Below are 14,785 nucleotides of genomic sequence, written 5' to 3'. Positions count from 1 at the left end.
TTTCCTTTAAACCAGCATTAACCCAAAACGACTTGTGAAACGATATTTCGCTGGACCTCGTTGGAGCCGCCGTAAATCGTGGTTTTGCGCATGTTGAAATAGGTGGACGCCAGCGGCGCATTGGCCAGCACGCCGCCCGGGAAGTTGCCCTGCCAGCCCGCTTCCATGGCCTCCTCGATGAAAGGCAGGCTGAACGGGCCGGCGGCCAGCATCATCAGTTCGCTGTAGCGCTGCTGGATCTCGCTGCCCCGGATCTTGAGCAGCCCGGCGATGTCCAGCGAGTTCTTGCCGGATTTTTCAGCGGACAGCACGCGCAGCACCAGCATTTCCAGCGCCACCACATCCACTTCGAGCTTGGCGATCTCGTCGCCAAACCGCATGTCGTCATAAACGTTTTCCGTTTTGGCGATGCGCTTGAGTCGTTCCAGTTCGCGCTTGGCGCGATTGACGTCGGCAATGTTGGTGCGCTCGTGGCTGAGCAGGTGCTTGGCGTAGGTCCAGCCCTTGTTTTCCTCGCCGATCAGATTTTCCGCGGGCACTTCCACGTTGTCGAACCAGACCTCGTTGACTTCGCTTTCGCCATCGAGCAGCTTGATGGGCCGCACCGTGACGCCGGGCGACTTCATGTCGATCAGCAAAAAGGAGATGCCGGTTTGCGGTTTGCCCTCTGTGCTGGTGCGCACCAGGCAGAAAATCCATTCGCCGTACTGGCCCAGCGTGGTCCAGGTTTTCTGGCCATTGACGATGTATTTGTCGCCCTGCCGTTCGGCCCGGCATTTGACCGATGCAAGGTCGGAGCCGGAGCCTGGCTCGCTGTAGCCCTGGCTCCACCAGACGTCGCCGCTGGCGATGCCCGGCAGAAAGCGCTTTTGCTGCTCGGCATTGCCGAAGGCCATGATGACGGGGGCCACCATCACGGGGCCGAATGGCACAACACGCGGCGCGCCAGCCAGCGCGCATTCTTCTTCAAACAGGTGTTTTTGCACGGCGTTCCAGCCCGGGCCGCCAAATTCCTTGGGCCAGCCGTGGCCCAGCCAGCCTTTTTTGCCCAGGATTTTGGCCCAGCGCTGCATGTCATCACGCGACAGGCGCAAGGCGTTGTGCACCTTGTGCGAAATGTCTTGGGGCAGGCTGGCATGAACCCAGGCGCGTATTTCTTCGCGAAATGCCTGCTCTTCAGGGGTGAAAGCTAAATCCATACATGTCTCCGTCGATTTCCCCGGTTTTAGCACGAATGTGCTTTTTGACCTGTCAAAACGGGGACAAACCGGCCTAATTTGGCGAATGATCGTGGGCGTCATCCAGTGTTTCAGGCAGTGCAATGCCCAGTTGCTCGCTGATGTTCAGGACATGGCTGCGCAGTTGCGCGTTGTCTGCCTTGAGCCGGGCCAGCGTGTTTTCAAGGGCGGTCACGCGGGCCAGAAGGCCTTCGGCCTCAGCGGTCGTGGGTGCGCTGGCCATCAGGGCCTGGATGTCGGGCTCGCCGCACAGCAGGTGAACCCAGCGTTGTTCGCGGGCGCCTGCTGCGCGGGGCAGTTTTTGCACCGTGGCCTGGCCACCGTCCTCGCCGCGCTGTTGTAGCTCAAGCAACACCGCTTCCACCGCTGCCGAGTCGGCAAACCGGTACCAGCGCTCGCCATTGGTGCGCAGCTCGGCGGCGGTTTGCGGGCCGCGCAGCATCAGCAGGCCCATCACCATGGCCTGGGGCTCGTTGACCCCTGCGGCGCGCTGAAAGTTGTGTTCAAAGCGAGGCACGCGGCTGGAGCTGCCCTCAAAGACCAGGCTTTGTGCTTTCAGGCTGTCAATGGCGGCGCGCGCTTCATCGTCATTCACCTCCATCAAGGGGTCGCGGCTGGTTTTCTGGTTGCAGCCCGACACGAGTGCGTTCAGGCTCAGGGGGTAACTGTCGGGCACGGTGCGGGCTTTTTCCATGAGTGTGCCCAGCACGCGGGCTTCAATCGGGGTCAGGGTTCTGATGGTCATAAACTAGGGTGATATTTGAAAGAGGCACCAGAAGGTGATAAGAAACAATATGGGAAGCAGTCCAAAGGACATCGTTATTTTGATCTCTGGCGGGGGCTCCAACATGGTGGCCATCACGAATGCAGCGCAAAAAGAGCGGTGGCAGGACACCCTCCATGCCCGCGTGGCCTGCGTCATCAGCAACAAGCCGGGTGCCGAGGGGCTGGCCACCGCGGCCGGGCTGGGCATTGCGACCCAGGTGATTGATCACAAGCAATTTGACTCGCGCGATGCGTTTGACGCGGCGCTGCAGGGCGCTATTGATGCCTGCCAGCCCACGCTGGTGGTGCTGGCTGGCTTCATGCGCATATTGACGCCCGCTTTTGTGGCGCACTACGCCGGTCGGCTGGTCAATATCCATCCGTCCCTGCTGCCCGCCTTCCCCGGCCTCAACACCCATCAACGGGCCATTGATGCGGGCTGCAAGGTGGCCGGTGCCACGGTGCACCTGGTCACTGCCGATCTTGACCACGGCCCCATTCTGGCCCAGGCGGTGGTGCCCATTCTTGCGGGAGACAGCGCGAACACGCTGGCCGCCCGCGTGCTGAGCCAGGAACACCTGATTTATCCGCGGGCAATCCGCGCGTTGCTGGAGCAGGCCGCTGGCTGATGGGTGCTGATCGCTGATCGCTGAGCGCTGAGCGCTGAGCGCTGAGCCGGCACCGCGTCATGAACCCGGTGTGGCGTTCTTCTCCTGTCCGGCGGATTCGCCGCTTGCGGTGTTGCCGTCCAAATCTGCAGGCTCCATCTCACCAGGCGGCCCCTTGCTTCAGGGTAAACACTATTCAAACCCGCTTGCGGTTGCGTGAAAAGCTACTTATTATTCTCTAAGTTACTTAAAAGTAGGTTTTTGGGCGCGACGTCAACATCGTGCAGCCAGAACCTTCAAATAACCAGGAGACATGGTGAAAGTCGCAGCAGTTCCTTCTTTGCTGGAAGTTGAAGATCTCACTCTGACCTTCGGTGGCGTCAAGGCGCTGCGCGGCGTCGGGTTCAGCGTGAAAGCCGACTCCATCACGTCGGTGATTGGCCCGAACGGTGCCGGCAAGACCTCTGTGTTCAACACCATTTCTGGCTTTTATCGCCCCAGCGCTGGCAGCATCCGCTTCGCAGGGCAGTCGCTTGACGGCATGGCACCGCCCAGGCGGGCCGCGCTGGGTCTGGCACGCAGCTTCCAGAACATCGCGCTGTTTCGCGGCATGACGGTGCTCGACAACATCAAGCTCGGCCGCCATTGCCACCTCAAGACCGGGCCCTTGCAGGCGCTGTTTTACAGCCCTGCCGCACGGCGCGAAGAGCAGGAGCTTCGCCGCGAAATCGAGGACCGCATCATCGACTTCCTGGAAATCGACCACATTCGCAAGGCGCCGGTATCAGCGCTGTCGTATGGCCTGCAAAAGCGCGTCGAACTCGCGCGCGCCCTGGCCATGAAGCCCAAGCTGCTGCTGCTCGATGAACCTGTCGCCGGCATGAACCGCGAGGAAACCGAAGACATGGCGCGCTTTATCCTGGAGGTGCGGCGCGAGTGGGGCGTAACGGTGCTGATGGTCGAGCACGACATGGGCATGGTGATGGACCTGTCGGACCATGTGGTGGTGCTGAACTTTGGCCAGGTAATTGCCGACGGCACGCCGGCCGAAGTGCAGGCCAACCCGGAGGTCATCAAGGCCTATCTGGGCTCGGGCAACATCGAAGCGCTGCGCGCAAGATTCCAGCAAGCCGCGCAGGCCGGCAAGCGAGCAGGCATGGACAAAGACGAGAGGCTTGCAGCATGAACATCGACTGGTGGCTGCTGTTTGAAATCAGCCTGGCCGGACTAGGCACCGGTGGCCTGTATGCGCTGACGGGCCTGGCTTTCGTGATGATCTACAAGGCCACGCGGGTGGTGAACATCGCCATCGGCGAAATGCTGATGATCAGCGCCTACATTTTCTTTGCGTTTTCGGCGGGCATGGGCTTGCCGGTATGGCTGGCGATACCCGGCGCGCTGCTGGTATCGGGCGCGTTTGGCGCGCTGGTAGAGCGCACCATGATCCGGCCCATGCTGGGTGAATCGCCAATTTCCTCCTTCATGGTCACGGTCGGCCTCTCGTCGATTCTGGTCGGGCTGGTCGAGCTGATCTGGACCGCCGACCAGCAGCGCCTGCCTGAATTTTTGCCGTCCAAACCGATCGAGATTGGCGAGGCTTTTGTGTCGCCCAAGATCTTCTACGGCTTCTGGATTGCCGTGCTGTTGATCGTGGTGGTGCTGCTGGTGTTTCGCTTCTGGCGCGGCGGCGTGGCGCTGCGGGCCACGGCGTCGGACCAGGCTGCGGCGTACTCCATGGGCATCAACGTGCCGCGCGTGTTTTCGCTGGCGTGGGTGGCTGCGGCCATGATCGCGGGCGTCGCCGGCATCGTGGTGGGATCGATCGGTGGCATCTCATCCGCCATGGGCGTGTTCGGCCTGTCGGTGCTGGTGGTGGTGATCTTCGGCGGGCTCGACAGTGTGCTCGGCGCACTGGTGGGCGGCATTCTGGTGGGCCTGGTCGAGGCCTTGACCGGCTTCTATTTGGGCGGTGAATACAAAATTCTGGCCACCTTCAGCCTGCTGGTATTGATTCTGATGGTCAGGCCCTACGGCCTGTTCGGTACCCACGAAATTGAGAGGCTCTGATGCGCATTGGTTCTGCCAAAGAAAGCTACGCGGGCGACACCGCCCTGTTCGACAGCACCACCCAGCGCGTCTGGATGGGTGTACTCGCTCTGACCTTGTGTGCCTTCCCCTTTGTCGCCAGCGAATACTGGCTCTACCTTGCGTGCCTGGTGGCCATCAACATCGCCAGCACCAGTGGGCTCAATATCCTGACCGGCTACACCGGCCTCGTGAGCCTGGGACAGGCCGCCTTCATGGGGCTGGGTGCCTACACGGTGGCGATTTTGCAGATCCGCTTTGGCCTGCCTTTTGTGGGCAACCTGCTGGCCGGTGGCTGCGTCGCCATGCTCGCCGGTGTGCTGGTCGGTTTGCCGTCGCTGCGTGTGAAAGGCCTGTACCTGGCGATTGCCACCATTGCGGCGGGTGTCATCGCGCATTTCATCTTCTCGCATTTCAGCAGTTTGACCGGTGGCAGCAGCGGCTTGACGGTGCCACCAGCGCGATTTTTTGGCATCGAGCTGGACAACTCCTTCAAGCTGTACTGGGTGATCGTGCCGGTCATGGGGCTGATGCTGCTGGGCGCCGTCAACCTGTTTCGCACCCGCATCGGCCGTGCTTTCATCGCCATCCGTGACCGCGATATTTCGGCCGAGGTGCTGGGCATCTCGCTGCTGCGCTACAAGCTGTTGTCGTTTGCGATCTCGTCGTTTTATGCCGGCGTGGCCGGGGGCCTGTTTGCCTACTTCTTCCGCGCAGTCTCGCCCGAGAGTTTTCCGCTGCTGATGTCGATCTTTTTCCTCGCCGCCGTCATCGTCGGCGGCATGGGCAGCATCTTGGGCAGCATTCTCGGTGCGGTGTTCATGACGCTGGTGCCCGAGTTGCTCAAGCTCATCGTGGGCTGGCTGCCCCTGGCGTCTTTTGGCGGAAATGCCGCGCTGATTCTGTCGCCCGTTCGCACCATCGTGTTCGGTTTGATGATCGTGCTGTTCCTGATCTTCGAGCCGCATGGCCTGGCGGAGGTGTGGCGACGCATCCGCCGGCTGTTTCACCTGTGGCCCTTCCGTACCTGAACCTGCATTTAAATCAACCAGGAGACAACCATGAAAAGCTTCCGCAGAACAATTTGTCTGGCGACGCTCGCCGCCGCCGCCTTGGCCATAGCGCCCGCCGCGCTGGCACAAAAGACGCCTCCGAAAACAGCACCGCAAGAAGACATCGTGTTGGGCGGCTCTATACCGCTGACGGGCGTGTTCGCCTTTGCGGGCATCGGCATTGACCAGGGCATCAAGGATTACCTGACCATTCTCAACGAGGGTGGCGGCATCAAAGGCCGCAAGGTGCGCTACGTGCCCGAGGACACCGGCTACAAGGTTGACCAGTCGATGGCGGCATTCAAGAAAATTACCAGCCAGAACAAGGTCAGCCTTTACTACGCTGACTCCACCGCGTTTGTCAAAACCGTCAACCCCGAACTGGAGCGCAACCAGAACATCCTGATGACCGGCGCCTCGTTCGCCAAGGAAATCAGTGACGCGCAGAAGTACCCGCTGCAGTTCATGGTGGGCCCCAATTACAGCGAGATGGTCGGCATCCTGCTGCAGTACATCGCCAAGACCAAACCCGGCGCCAAGGTCGCGCTTGTGTACTCGGACACCGAGTTCGGCCGCGACCCGGTCGACGCCGCACGGACCGAGGCCAAGAAACTGGGCCTGAACCTGGTCAGCGAAATCGTCACGCCGCCGAGCAGCGTGGACGTGTCGGCCGAGGTCATCAAGCTGCGCCGCGCGGACCCCGACTACACCATCTTTCACGGCTACGTCTCGGCACCCATTCCTGAATTCATCAACCAGGCCAAGGCCCTGAATCTCAAGACCGCGTTCATGGGCACCTTCTGGAGCATGGACAACTCGACCGTCATGCGCATGGGCGCGAATGTCGATGGTTTTCTGGGCGTCATGCCTTACCGTTACTACTACGACACCGAAGGCAAAGCGCCGATGCTGGAGCGCATCCGCAAGATGCGCCCCGAGTACCAGAGCACAGGCTACATGCAGGGCTTCCTGAGCGCCATGCTGCTGACCGAGGCTGCCAAACGCACGTTGGATGCGGGCAATGAGCTGACCGGCAAGAACATGAAAACCGCGCTCAGCTCGATCCGCAATTTCGACACCGGCGGCGTCATTGGCGTGCCCTTGTCGATCAAGGGCAACTCCATTCCCGTGGGCCGCATCTACCGGGCCGACTTCAAGCAGCAGAAGATGGTGCCGGCCTCCGAGTGGATCAGTCTGCAGTAATAAATGACCACACCATGATGGAAAAAACCGTGGCAATCGACAGCAACGCCATTCTGGAAGTCAACAACATCGAGGTCGTCTACAACAAGGCGATTCAGGTGTTGCGCGGTCTGTCACTGGCAGTTCCACGTGGGCAAATCGTGGCCTTGCTCGGCAGCAATGGCGCCGGCAAGTCCACCACACTGAAAGCCATTTCCAGCCTGCTGGCGCTGCAGGATGGGGAAATGACGCGCGGCGACATCCGCTTTGACAGCCAGGACACGCGCGGCATCGCGCCGCACGCGCTGGTTCGTGCCGGCGTCTTCCATGTGATGGAAGGCCGGCATGTATTTGAAGACCTCACCATCGAAGAAAACCTGGTGGCAGCCACCTATGCACTGACCGGGAAACGTGCGGGCAAGGCTGATTTCGACAAGGTGTACGACTACTTTCCGCGCCTGCATGAACGCCGGCGCAGCCTGGCGGGTTACCTCTCTGGCGGTGAGCAGCAGATGCTGGCGATTGGCCGGGCGCTGATTGCCGAGCCCAAGCTGATGCTGCTGGACGAGCCCTCGCTGGGCCTGTCGCCGGTGCTGGTGGAGACCATTTTCGAGATCATCGCCCGCATCAATGCGGAGCGCGGCGTCTCCATGCTGCTGGTGGAACAAAACGCGTCCATCGCACTGGCGGTGGCGCACTACGGCTACATCATGGAAACCGGCAAGGTGGTAATCGACAACAGCGCAGAGAAACTCGCCGCCGACCCCGATGTGCGCGAGTTTTACCTCGGCGTTGGCAGCGAGGGCGGCGCCAGGAGCTTCAAGGATCTCAAGCATTACAAGCGCCGCAAGCGCTGGCTGTCATAAGCCCCCAGCACCGCACCAAACCACCGGACCTTCTTTCATGACTGAGATGACCTACACACTGACACTGCCCCAGATGCTGCGAGAGCAGGCACAGCGCCGCACCGCTTCAGTGGCGATCCGCCAGAAGGAACACGGCATCTGGAAGCCGCTGACCTGGGGCCACTACTTTCAGCGCGCACAACAGGTGGGCCTGGGTTTGCGTGCTGCGGGCTTGTCAGAGGGTGGCCATGTGGGCGTGCTGTCCGAGAACCGTGTCGAGTGGGTGCTGACCCAGTTAGGCGCGGGTCTGGTCGGGGGCGTCACGGTGGGCGTCTACCCGACCAGCCCGACCAACGAGATTGCCTATGTACTGGCCCACGCGGATGCCGAGGTGGTGATCTGCGAAGACCAGGAACAGTCTGACAAGGTGCTTGACGCACGCGACCTGCTGCCCCAGCTCAGGAAAATTGTGATGATTGAACGGAAAGGGCTGGCAGAGACGAAGGCGCGCGCACCCGCGCTGGTGATGGGCTTTGAGGAGCTCGAAGCGCTCGGCGTGGCGTCCCTGGATGCTTCGCATATTGAGTCAGTGCTGGCCCATCAACAACTTCAAGACACCGCACTCATCATCTACACCTCGGGCTCTACCGGCAAACCCAAAGGCGCAATGATCAGTTACGGCAACATCGCGGCCATGGCGCCGGGCGTGATTGAACGACTGGGCCTGACCGCGCAGACCTCGCACCTGTCCTACCTGCCGCTGTGCCATGTGGCCGAGCAGATGCTGACTGCCTTTGTGCCGCTGTACCTGGGCTCACGCGTGGATTTTGGTGAATCAATCCGCACCGTGCAGGAAGACCTGCGCGAAGTCGCGCCCACCATGTTTCTGGGCGTACCGCGCATCTGGGAAAAGCTGCACTCAGCCATCTCCATCAAGATGCATGAGTCGGGCGGGCTGCGCCAACGTTTGTTCGATGCAGGCCTGCGCGCATGTGCGCCGTTCGCACACAAGGCGGCGCACCAGCGCTCATTGGGCGAAAAGCTGTGCTTTGCCTTTTATTACGGCCTGATCTTCCGGGCCCTGCAGAACTTCATCGGCCTGCGCCAGGCCCGCGTGGCGCTGACCGGTGCCGCACCGGTTTCGCCGGCCATTGTGCAGTTCTTTCGCACGCTGGGCGTGCCGCTGGTCGAGGTCTATGGCATGACGGAATCCAGCGGCATGGTGCTGGGCCAACGGAACGACCAGGTGGTTTTTGGCACCGTCGGCGTGCCGACCCTGGGCGTTGAGCACCGGCTCTCAAGCCAGGGTGAACTGCAGATTCGTGGCGGCGTGGTGTTCAAGGGCTATTACAAAAACGCAGAGGCCACCGCATCCAGCATTGTGGACGGCTGGCTGCACACCGGCGACGTCGTCGAAGAAAGGGGCGGCTCGCTGCGCATCGTCGACCGGCTCAAGGACATCATGATCACCGCCGGCGGCAAGAACCTGACGCCGTCGGAAATCGAAAACACCATGAAGGGCAGCCTGTTCATCAAGGAATGCGTGATCGTCGCCGACGCGCGCAAGTTCGTCGGTGCGCTGATCCAGATCGACTACGACGCCGTGGCGCAATGGGCGGAGTCGCGCAACGTGACCTTTACGCATTTCCGCTCGCTGGTTGAAACGGCCGAGGTGCGTGAACTGGTTCAAGCCGAAGTGGACAAGGGCAACGCCCTGCTGGCCGAAGTGTCACGTATCCGGCGCTTTCATTTGCTGACCAAGGAGCTGGACCACGATGACGGTGAAGTTACGGCGACCATGAAGGTGCGCCGGGCCAGCATCTACAAAACCTATGCGGCCGAAATTGAGGCGCTGTACCGCTGAACGCTACGCAAACTCCATCTCGCCACGGCATCCCGCTCCACCCTACCCCACAGGAATTGAAATATCTTGACTGCTCGAAAGCTCGTCTCCCCCTGGGCCCCCACTACCGAACGCGAGAAGGTTCGCACAGACAAGCGCGAGGCGGTGCTGCGCATGGCAGCACAGGTGTTCAACGAAAAAGGCTACCAGGCTAGCACGCTGGACGAGGTCGCCGAGCGGCTGCATGTCACCAAGCCGACGCTGTACTACTACGTCAAGAGCAAGGACGAAATTCTTTACGAATGCGTGCGTATTGGCCTCACGATGCTGCAGGACGCGATCACGGAGGTGGGTGCCTCCGGTGGCAGCGCGATGGACAAGCTGGTGGCCGCCATGCACAAATACACCGAGATCGTGACCATGGACTTTGGCATGTGCCTGATCCGCGTGGGCGAAGACCCGCTGCCACCGGAAAGCCAGCGCAAGCTAAGGCGCATGAAGGCCGCAATCGACAAAGAGTTCCGTGAACTGATCCGGCTTGGCATCGAGGAAGGCTCCATCGCGCCCTGTGACCCCAAGATCGCCGCCTTCACGCTGGCAGGCGCGCTGAGCTGGATTGGACGCTGGTACCGGCCCGATGGGGCCTTGAGCCCAGACGACATCGCGCAGCAATGCATCGCTTTGCTGGCCAATGGCCTGTGCAGCGGCAAAGCCAAACCCCTTGTGCGCCAGCGCCCTGCCGAACCGGCGCCGGCGGTACCCGTGTCCCTTGAACCTGCACCGGCCACCGCAGCACGACGCCGCGCCGGCCTGCGCAAAACCCCGTGATTCCGAACGCCCCCAGGAAACCGTCATGACCCATCCAGCCCGCAGGGCCGACACCTTGTTCCACGATGTGGGGCTGCCCGACGAGACGCGCCGGATTCGCGCTGAAGTGCGTGAATTCGCGCAAGACGTGCTGCGCCCTGTCGCGCACCGCTTGAACACCACCCCTGAATCCAAAGAGGCGTTTCCGCGCGAACAGTTTGACGCGATGGCGCGCGCGGGGCTTTACACGATTCCCTTTCCGGCAGATGTAGGCGGCCGGGGGCTCGAATTCCCCACACTGGCGACCCTCACCGTGTTGGAAGAGCTGGCCTATTACAGCCGGGGACTGGCCTCGGCACTCTATGACGGGCAGGCCATTCTGGTCGGTAAGACGCTGGAAAAAGCACCTGCCGCGCTGCGCAACAAATACCTGCCGGCGCTGATACGCGGCGAGTTTGTCGGCTCGTTCGCGACCAGCGAACCGGAGGCCAGCACCGACTTGTCAGCGACGTCCATGCAAACCACGGCGACCCAGGTAGCCGGCGGCTGGCGCATCAATGGCCGCAAGCGCTGGATCACCAACTCCCCGGTGGCCGACTGGATTGTGGTGCTGTGCCGCAGCGGTGAACGCCTCACCATGCTGATGGCCGACATGCGCGCCGAGGGGGTGTCGGTGGGCAAGCCCGATCTCAAGATGGGCAACCACCTGCAGCTGACGGCCGACGTCGTGTTCGACAAGGTGTTCGTGCCGGACGACCATGTCGTCGGCACCGAAGGTGGCGGCCTGCGCGTCGCGCTCGGCGCACTGGCGCTCGGGCGCATGGGCATAGGCGCGATTGGCGTGGCGATGGCCCAGGCCGCCTTCGACCATGCAGCCGACTATATGTGCAAGCGCAAGGTATTTGGCCAGGAACTCGCGCGCATGCAGCACTGGCAGTACCTGTTTGCCGAGCATGCAGTGGGCCTGGAGCAGGCGCGCAGCCTCTACCAGAAGGCGGGCTACCGCTACGACGTGGAAGGCAGCGCCGAGGTCGAGGCAGCCATGGCCAAGCTGGTGGGCAGTCGGCTGGCGGTCGACGTGGCACGTGATGCGATTCAGGTCTGTGGTGCCTATGGCTTTGTACGCGAGTTGTCGGCCACGGGCGAGTTGATGCCCTTGGAGTCGATCTACCGCGACGCCAAGATTGGCGAGATTTACGAAGGTGCGAACGAGATCCAGAAATGGGTGATTGCACGCAACATCTTTGGCCGCGCTTACACGGGTTAATTAAGCGCTTGATGACCCGACTCAGCACAACAGAAAGTACCTCATGAGCGCTTCAAATTCAAACCCGGTGATCTTGACATGCGAAGGCGGCATGGCGACGATGACCTTTAACCGCCCCTCGGCCATGAACGCACTGGACGTGCCGACGGCCAGCGCATTTCTGGCGGCTTGCCAGTCGCTGGCGGACGACCCGCAGCTGCGGGTGATTGTCATCCGCGGCGAAGGCCGCGCCTTTGGCGTGGGCGGCGACCTGGCAGCGCTGCAGCACGACTCTGCGGCGACGGCACAAGATCTGATCGGCCGCTTGCACGAGGCGGTCGTGCTGCTGGCCGGACTCAATGCCCCCGTGATTGCCAGCCTGCATGGCGTGGTGGCGGGTGGCTCGCTGAGCCTCTCCATGGCCTGCGACCTGGTCATCGCAGCCGACAGTACGCGCTTTAACCTCGCCTATGCGAATGTCGGTGCCAGCTGTGACGTATCAGGCTCCTGGAGCCTGCCGCGGCTGGTGGGGCTGCGCAACGCGATGCAGATTGCCCTGCTGTCGGAAACTTTTGACGCGGCCGAAGCGCTGCGTCTGGGCCTGGTCAACCGCGTGGTACCCGCTGACAAGTTGCAGGAAGAAACCGTGGCCTTGGCCCGGCGGCTGGCTGCCGGGCCTACCCTGGCCTACGGCCGCATGAAGCGGCTGATGCGCCAGTCCTTCGAGACCGACTTGCCCACGCAGCTCGACGCTGAACGCGAAAATTTCAAGGCCAGCACGCAGACGGAAGATTTCAAGGAAGCCGCGAAGGCCTTCTTTGCCAAACGGCCAGCCGTTTTCAAGGGCCACTAGCCCGCGTCATTTCAACCCTTTAAGGCAAACCATGAAGAACCGAATCACTGAATTGCTCGGCATCCGCTACCCCATCATTCAGGGCGGCATGCAATGGGTGGGACGCGCCGAGCTGGCATCGGCCGTCTCAAACGCGGGCGGCCTGGGCGTATTGACGGGCTTGACCCAGCCCACGCCTGAGGCGCTGGCGGCCGAGATTGCGCGCTGCCGCAGCATGACCGACAAGCCCTTCGGCGTGAACCTGACGATCCTGCCCTCGGCCAAACCGCCGCCCTATGAAGCCTATCTCGATGTCGTCATCAACAGCGGCGTGAAGATTCTGGAAACCGCCGGCAACAACCCCAGGGAATTCATCCTGAAGGCCAAGGCCGCCGGGGTCAAAATTATTCACAAGTGCACTTCGGTGCGGCATGCCTTGTCGGCAGAGCGCAATGGTGTCGATGCCGTGTCCATCGACGGCTTTGAATGCGCGGGCCATCCGGGTGAAGACGATGTCGGTGGATTGGTGCTGTTTGCGGCCGCTGCCGACCAAGTGAAGATTCCGCTGGTCGCCTCGGGCGGCATTGCCGATGGCCGCGGCATGGCGGCGGCGCTGGCACTGGGCGCTGAAGGCATCAACATGGGCACGCGCTTTTGCGCGACGCAAGAGGCGCCCATCCATGAGCACATCAAGCAGGCGCTGATCCATGCAGGCGAACGCGACACGCAACTGATCTTCAGGACGCTGAACAACACCGGGCGGGTCCTCAAAAATGCCATTTCAAGCGAGGTGGTGGCGCTGGAGCGGCAGCCGGGTGGCTGCGAGTTCAGTGATATCCATCACCTGGTGGCTGGCGCACGCGGGCGGGCGGCTCTCGAAAGCGGCGAGGTGGATGGCGGCCTCGTCTGGGCCAGCCAGGTGGTGGGGCTGATCCATGACATCCCGACTTGCGCGGAATTGATGGCACGCATGGTCGCTGACTGCCGTGTGGCACTCGATCGCGGGCGCACGATGTTCGCCGCTTGATTTCACGCGGCCGGTCCGCACTATTCAGGAGATAAGCATGGCACGAGATGTTTTTGTCGCCGGGGTCGGCATGATCCCTTTTGCCAAGCCAGGCGCGAGCCAGTCCTACGACGTGATGGGCGCGCAGGCCATTTGGGCCGCACTGCAAGACGCGCATCTCGACTACCACGAGGTGCAGCAGGTATATGCCGGTTATGTCTATGGCGACTCGTGCAGCGGGCAACGTGCAGCCTATGCTGTCGGCATGTCGGGCGTGCCGGTGTTCAACGTCAACAACAATTGCTCGACCGGCTCCACCGCGCTCTTTCTGGCGCGCCAGGCGGTGGCCTCGGGCAGCGTCGATTGCGCGCTGGCGGTCGGTTTCGAGCAGATGAAGCCCGGCGCCCTGGGCTCGGTGTACGACGACCGGCCCACGCCCTTTGACCGCTTCGAGGCAGAAGCCGATGCGCTGCTGCAGGTCGAGGGCGTGCCGCTGGCGTTGCGTTATTTTGGCGGTGCCGGTCTGGCGCACATGCAGCAATACGGCACGAAGCTGAGCACCTTCGCCAAAATCCGCGCCAAGGCCAGCCGTCACGCGGCCAACAACCCGCTCGCGCTGTTCAGGCAGGTCCTGACCGAAGAGGACGTGCTCAACGCGCCGATGATGTGGCCGGGCGTGATGACCCGCCTGATGGCCTGCCCGCCCACCTGTGGCGGCGCCGCGGCTGTCGTGTGCAGTGACGCGTTCGCGCAGCGCCATGGCCTGGACCGGTCGGTGCGCATCAAGGCCCAGGCCATGACCACTGACCGCTCTTCCACGTTTGATGCGCACGACATGCGCCAGCTGGTTGGCGTCGACATGACGCGGGATGCGGCGCGCCAGGTGTATGCGCAGGCGGGTGTCGGCCCGCAGGACATTCAGGTGGTGGAGTTGCATGACTGCTTTGCCCACAACGAACTGCTGACGTATGAGGCACTGGACCTGTGCGCCGATGGCGGTGCGGAGAAGTTTGTGCTGGATGGCGACAACACCTATGGCGGACGCTTTGTCACCAACCCCTCCGGCGGGCTGCTCTCCAAAGGGCATCCGCTCGGCGCGACAGGCCTGGCCCAGTGCACCGAACTGGTCCAGCAACTGCGCGGCAACGCCGACAAGCGGCAGGTCGCCGGCGCCCGCCTGGCGCTGCAGCACAACCTCGGTCTCGGCGGCGCCTGTGTCGTCACGCTCTACGAACGGGTCTAGCACCACGTAGTTGCATGACTTCAGACGCGCGCC

14 protein-coding genes are annotated in these 14,785 nt (G+C 62.1%); 12 read left to right on the top strand and 2 right to left on the bottom strand.

Annotation, left to right across the window (positions count from 1 at the left end; all coding sequences use genetic code 11):
* Positions 1–17 precede the first annotated feature (17 nt).
* Together BPRO_RS19205 and BPRO_RS19200 are read right to left on the bottom strand one after the other, a co-directional pair.
* A complete protein-coding gene (locus BPRO_RS19205) occupies positions 18–1,199 on the bottom strand; it encodes an acyl-CoA dehydrogenase family protein (RefSeq protein ID WP_011484733.1) in 1,182 nt (393 codons plus the stop codon).
* 73 nt (positions 1,200–1,272) lie between these two features.
* The gene (locus BPRO_RS19200; RefSeq protein ID WP_011484732.1) at positions 1,273–1,983 is read right to left on the bottom strand and encodes a YceH family protein; all 711 of its coding nucleotides are present in this window, start codon (positions 1,981–1,983) and stop codon (positions 1,273–1,275) included.
* Between the two features lie 49 nt (positions 1,984–2,032).
* Here BPRO_RS19200 and purN point away from each other — a divergent pair, with 49 nt between their 5' ends.
* The 12 genes from purN (at position 2,033) to BPRO_RS19140 (ending at position 14,752) form a co-directional block, all read left to right on the top strand.
* On the top strand, positions 2,033–2,632 hold the full coding sequence (gene purN, locus BPRO_RS19195; RefSeq protein ID WP_011484731.1) for a phosphoribosylglycinamide formyltransferase: 600 nt from the start codon (positions 2,033–2,035) through the stop codon (positions 2,630–2,632).
* Between the two features lie 292 nt (positions 2,633–2,924).
* Positions 2,925–3,797 carry an ABC transporter ATP-binding protein gene (locus tag BPRO_RS19190; RefSeq protein WP_041388954.1) on the top strand — a complete coding sequence of 291 codons (873 nt, stop codon included), beginning with the start codon at positions 2,925–2,927 and terminating at the stop codon, positions 3,795–3,797.
* A complete protein-coding gene (locus BPRO_RS19185) occupies positions 3,794–4,678 on the top strand; it encodes a branched-chain amino acid ABC transporter permease (RefSeq protein WP_011484729.1) in 885 nt (294 codons plus the stop codon). The genes BPRO_RS19190 and BPRO_RS19185 overlap by 4 nt, the downstream gene beginning before the upstream one ends.
* Complete coding sequence (locus tag BPRO_RS19180) at positions 4,678–5,727, top strand: branched-chain amino acid ABC transporter permease (protein ID WP_011484728.1); 1,050 nt, start codon at positions 4,678–4,680, stop codon at positions 5,725–5,727. Before BPRO_RS19185 ends, BPRO_RS19180 begins: the two co-directional genes overlap by 1 nt.
* Before the next feature lie 30 nt (positions 5,728–5,757).
* Positions 5,758–6,951, top strand: a complete 1,194-nt coding sequence (locus BPRO_RS19175) for an ABC transporter substrate-binding protein (protein ID WP_011484727.1) — start codon at positions 5,758–5,760, stop codon at positions 6,949–6,951.
* 14 nt (positions 6,952–6,965) lie between these two features.
* Positions 6,966–7,796, top strand: a complete 831-nt coding sequence (locus BPRO_RS19170) for an ABC transporter ATP-binding protein (RefSeq protein WP_011484726.1) — start codon at positions 6,966–6,968, stop codon at positions 7,794–7,796.
* A gap of 37 nt (positions 7,797–7,833) precedes the next feature.
* On the top strand, positions 7,834–9,639 hold the full coding sequence (locus tag BPRO_RS19165) for an AMP-dependent synthetase/ligase (protein ID WP_011484725.1): 1,806 nt from the start codon (positions 7,834–7,836) through the stop codon (positions 9,637–9,639).
* A 66-nt stretch (positions 9,640–9,705) separates the two neighbouring features.
* The gene (locus BPRO_RS19160; RefSeq protein WP_011484724.1) at positions 9,706–10,446 is read left to right on the top strand and encodes a TetR/AcrR family transcriptional regulator; all 741 of its coding nucleotides are present in this window, start codon (positions 9,706–9,708) and stop codon (positions 10,444–10,446) included.
* A 25-nt stretch (positions 10,447–10,471) separates the two neighbouring features.
* Positions 10,472–11,692, top strand: coding sequence for an acyl-CoA dehydrogenase family protein (locus tag BPRO_RS19155; RefSeq protein WP_011484723.1), 1,221 nt, complete (start codon positions 10,472–10,474; stop codon positions 11,690–11,692).
* A gap of 43 nt (positions 11,693–11,735) precedes the next feature.
* A complete protein-coding gene (locus BPRO_RS19150) occupies positions 11,736–12,524 on the top strand; it encodes an enoyl-CoA hydratase/isomerase family protein (RefSeq protein ID WP_011484722.1) in 789 nt (262 codons plus the stop codon).
* 31 nt (positions 12,525–12,555) lie between these two features.
* Entirely contained in the window at positions 12,556–13,530 is a 975-nt protein-coding gene (locus BPRO_RS19145) for an NAD(P)H-dependent flavin oxidoreductase (RefSeq protein ID WP_011484721.1), read from the top strand.
* A 37-nt stretch (positions 13,531–13,567) separates the two neighbouring features.
* Positions 13,568–14,752, top strand: coding sequence for a lipid-transfer protein (locus BPRO_RS19140; RefSeq protein WP_011484720.1), 1,185 nt, complete (start codon positions 13,568–13,570; stop codon positions 14,750–14,752).
* The last annotated feature ends 33 nt before the right edge of the window (positions 14,753–14,785 follow it).

This window comes from Polaromonas sp. JS666 (genome assembly GCF_000013865.1).
GTDB lineage: Bacteria > Pseudomonadota > Gammaproteobacteria > Burkholderiales > Burkholderiaceae_C > Polaromonas.
This window is presented reverse-complemented; position numbering and strand designations above follow the sequence as displayed.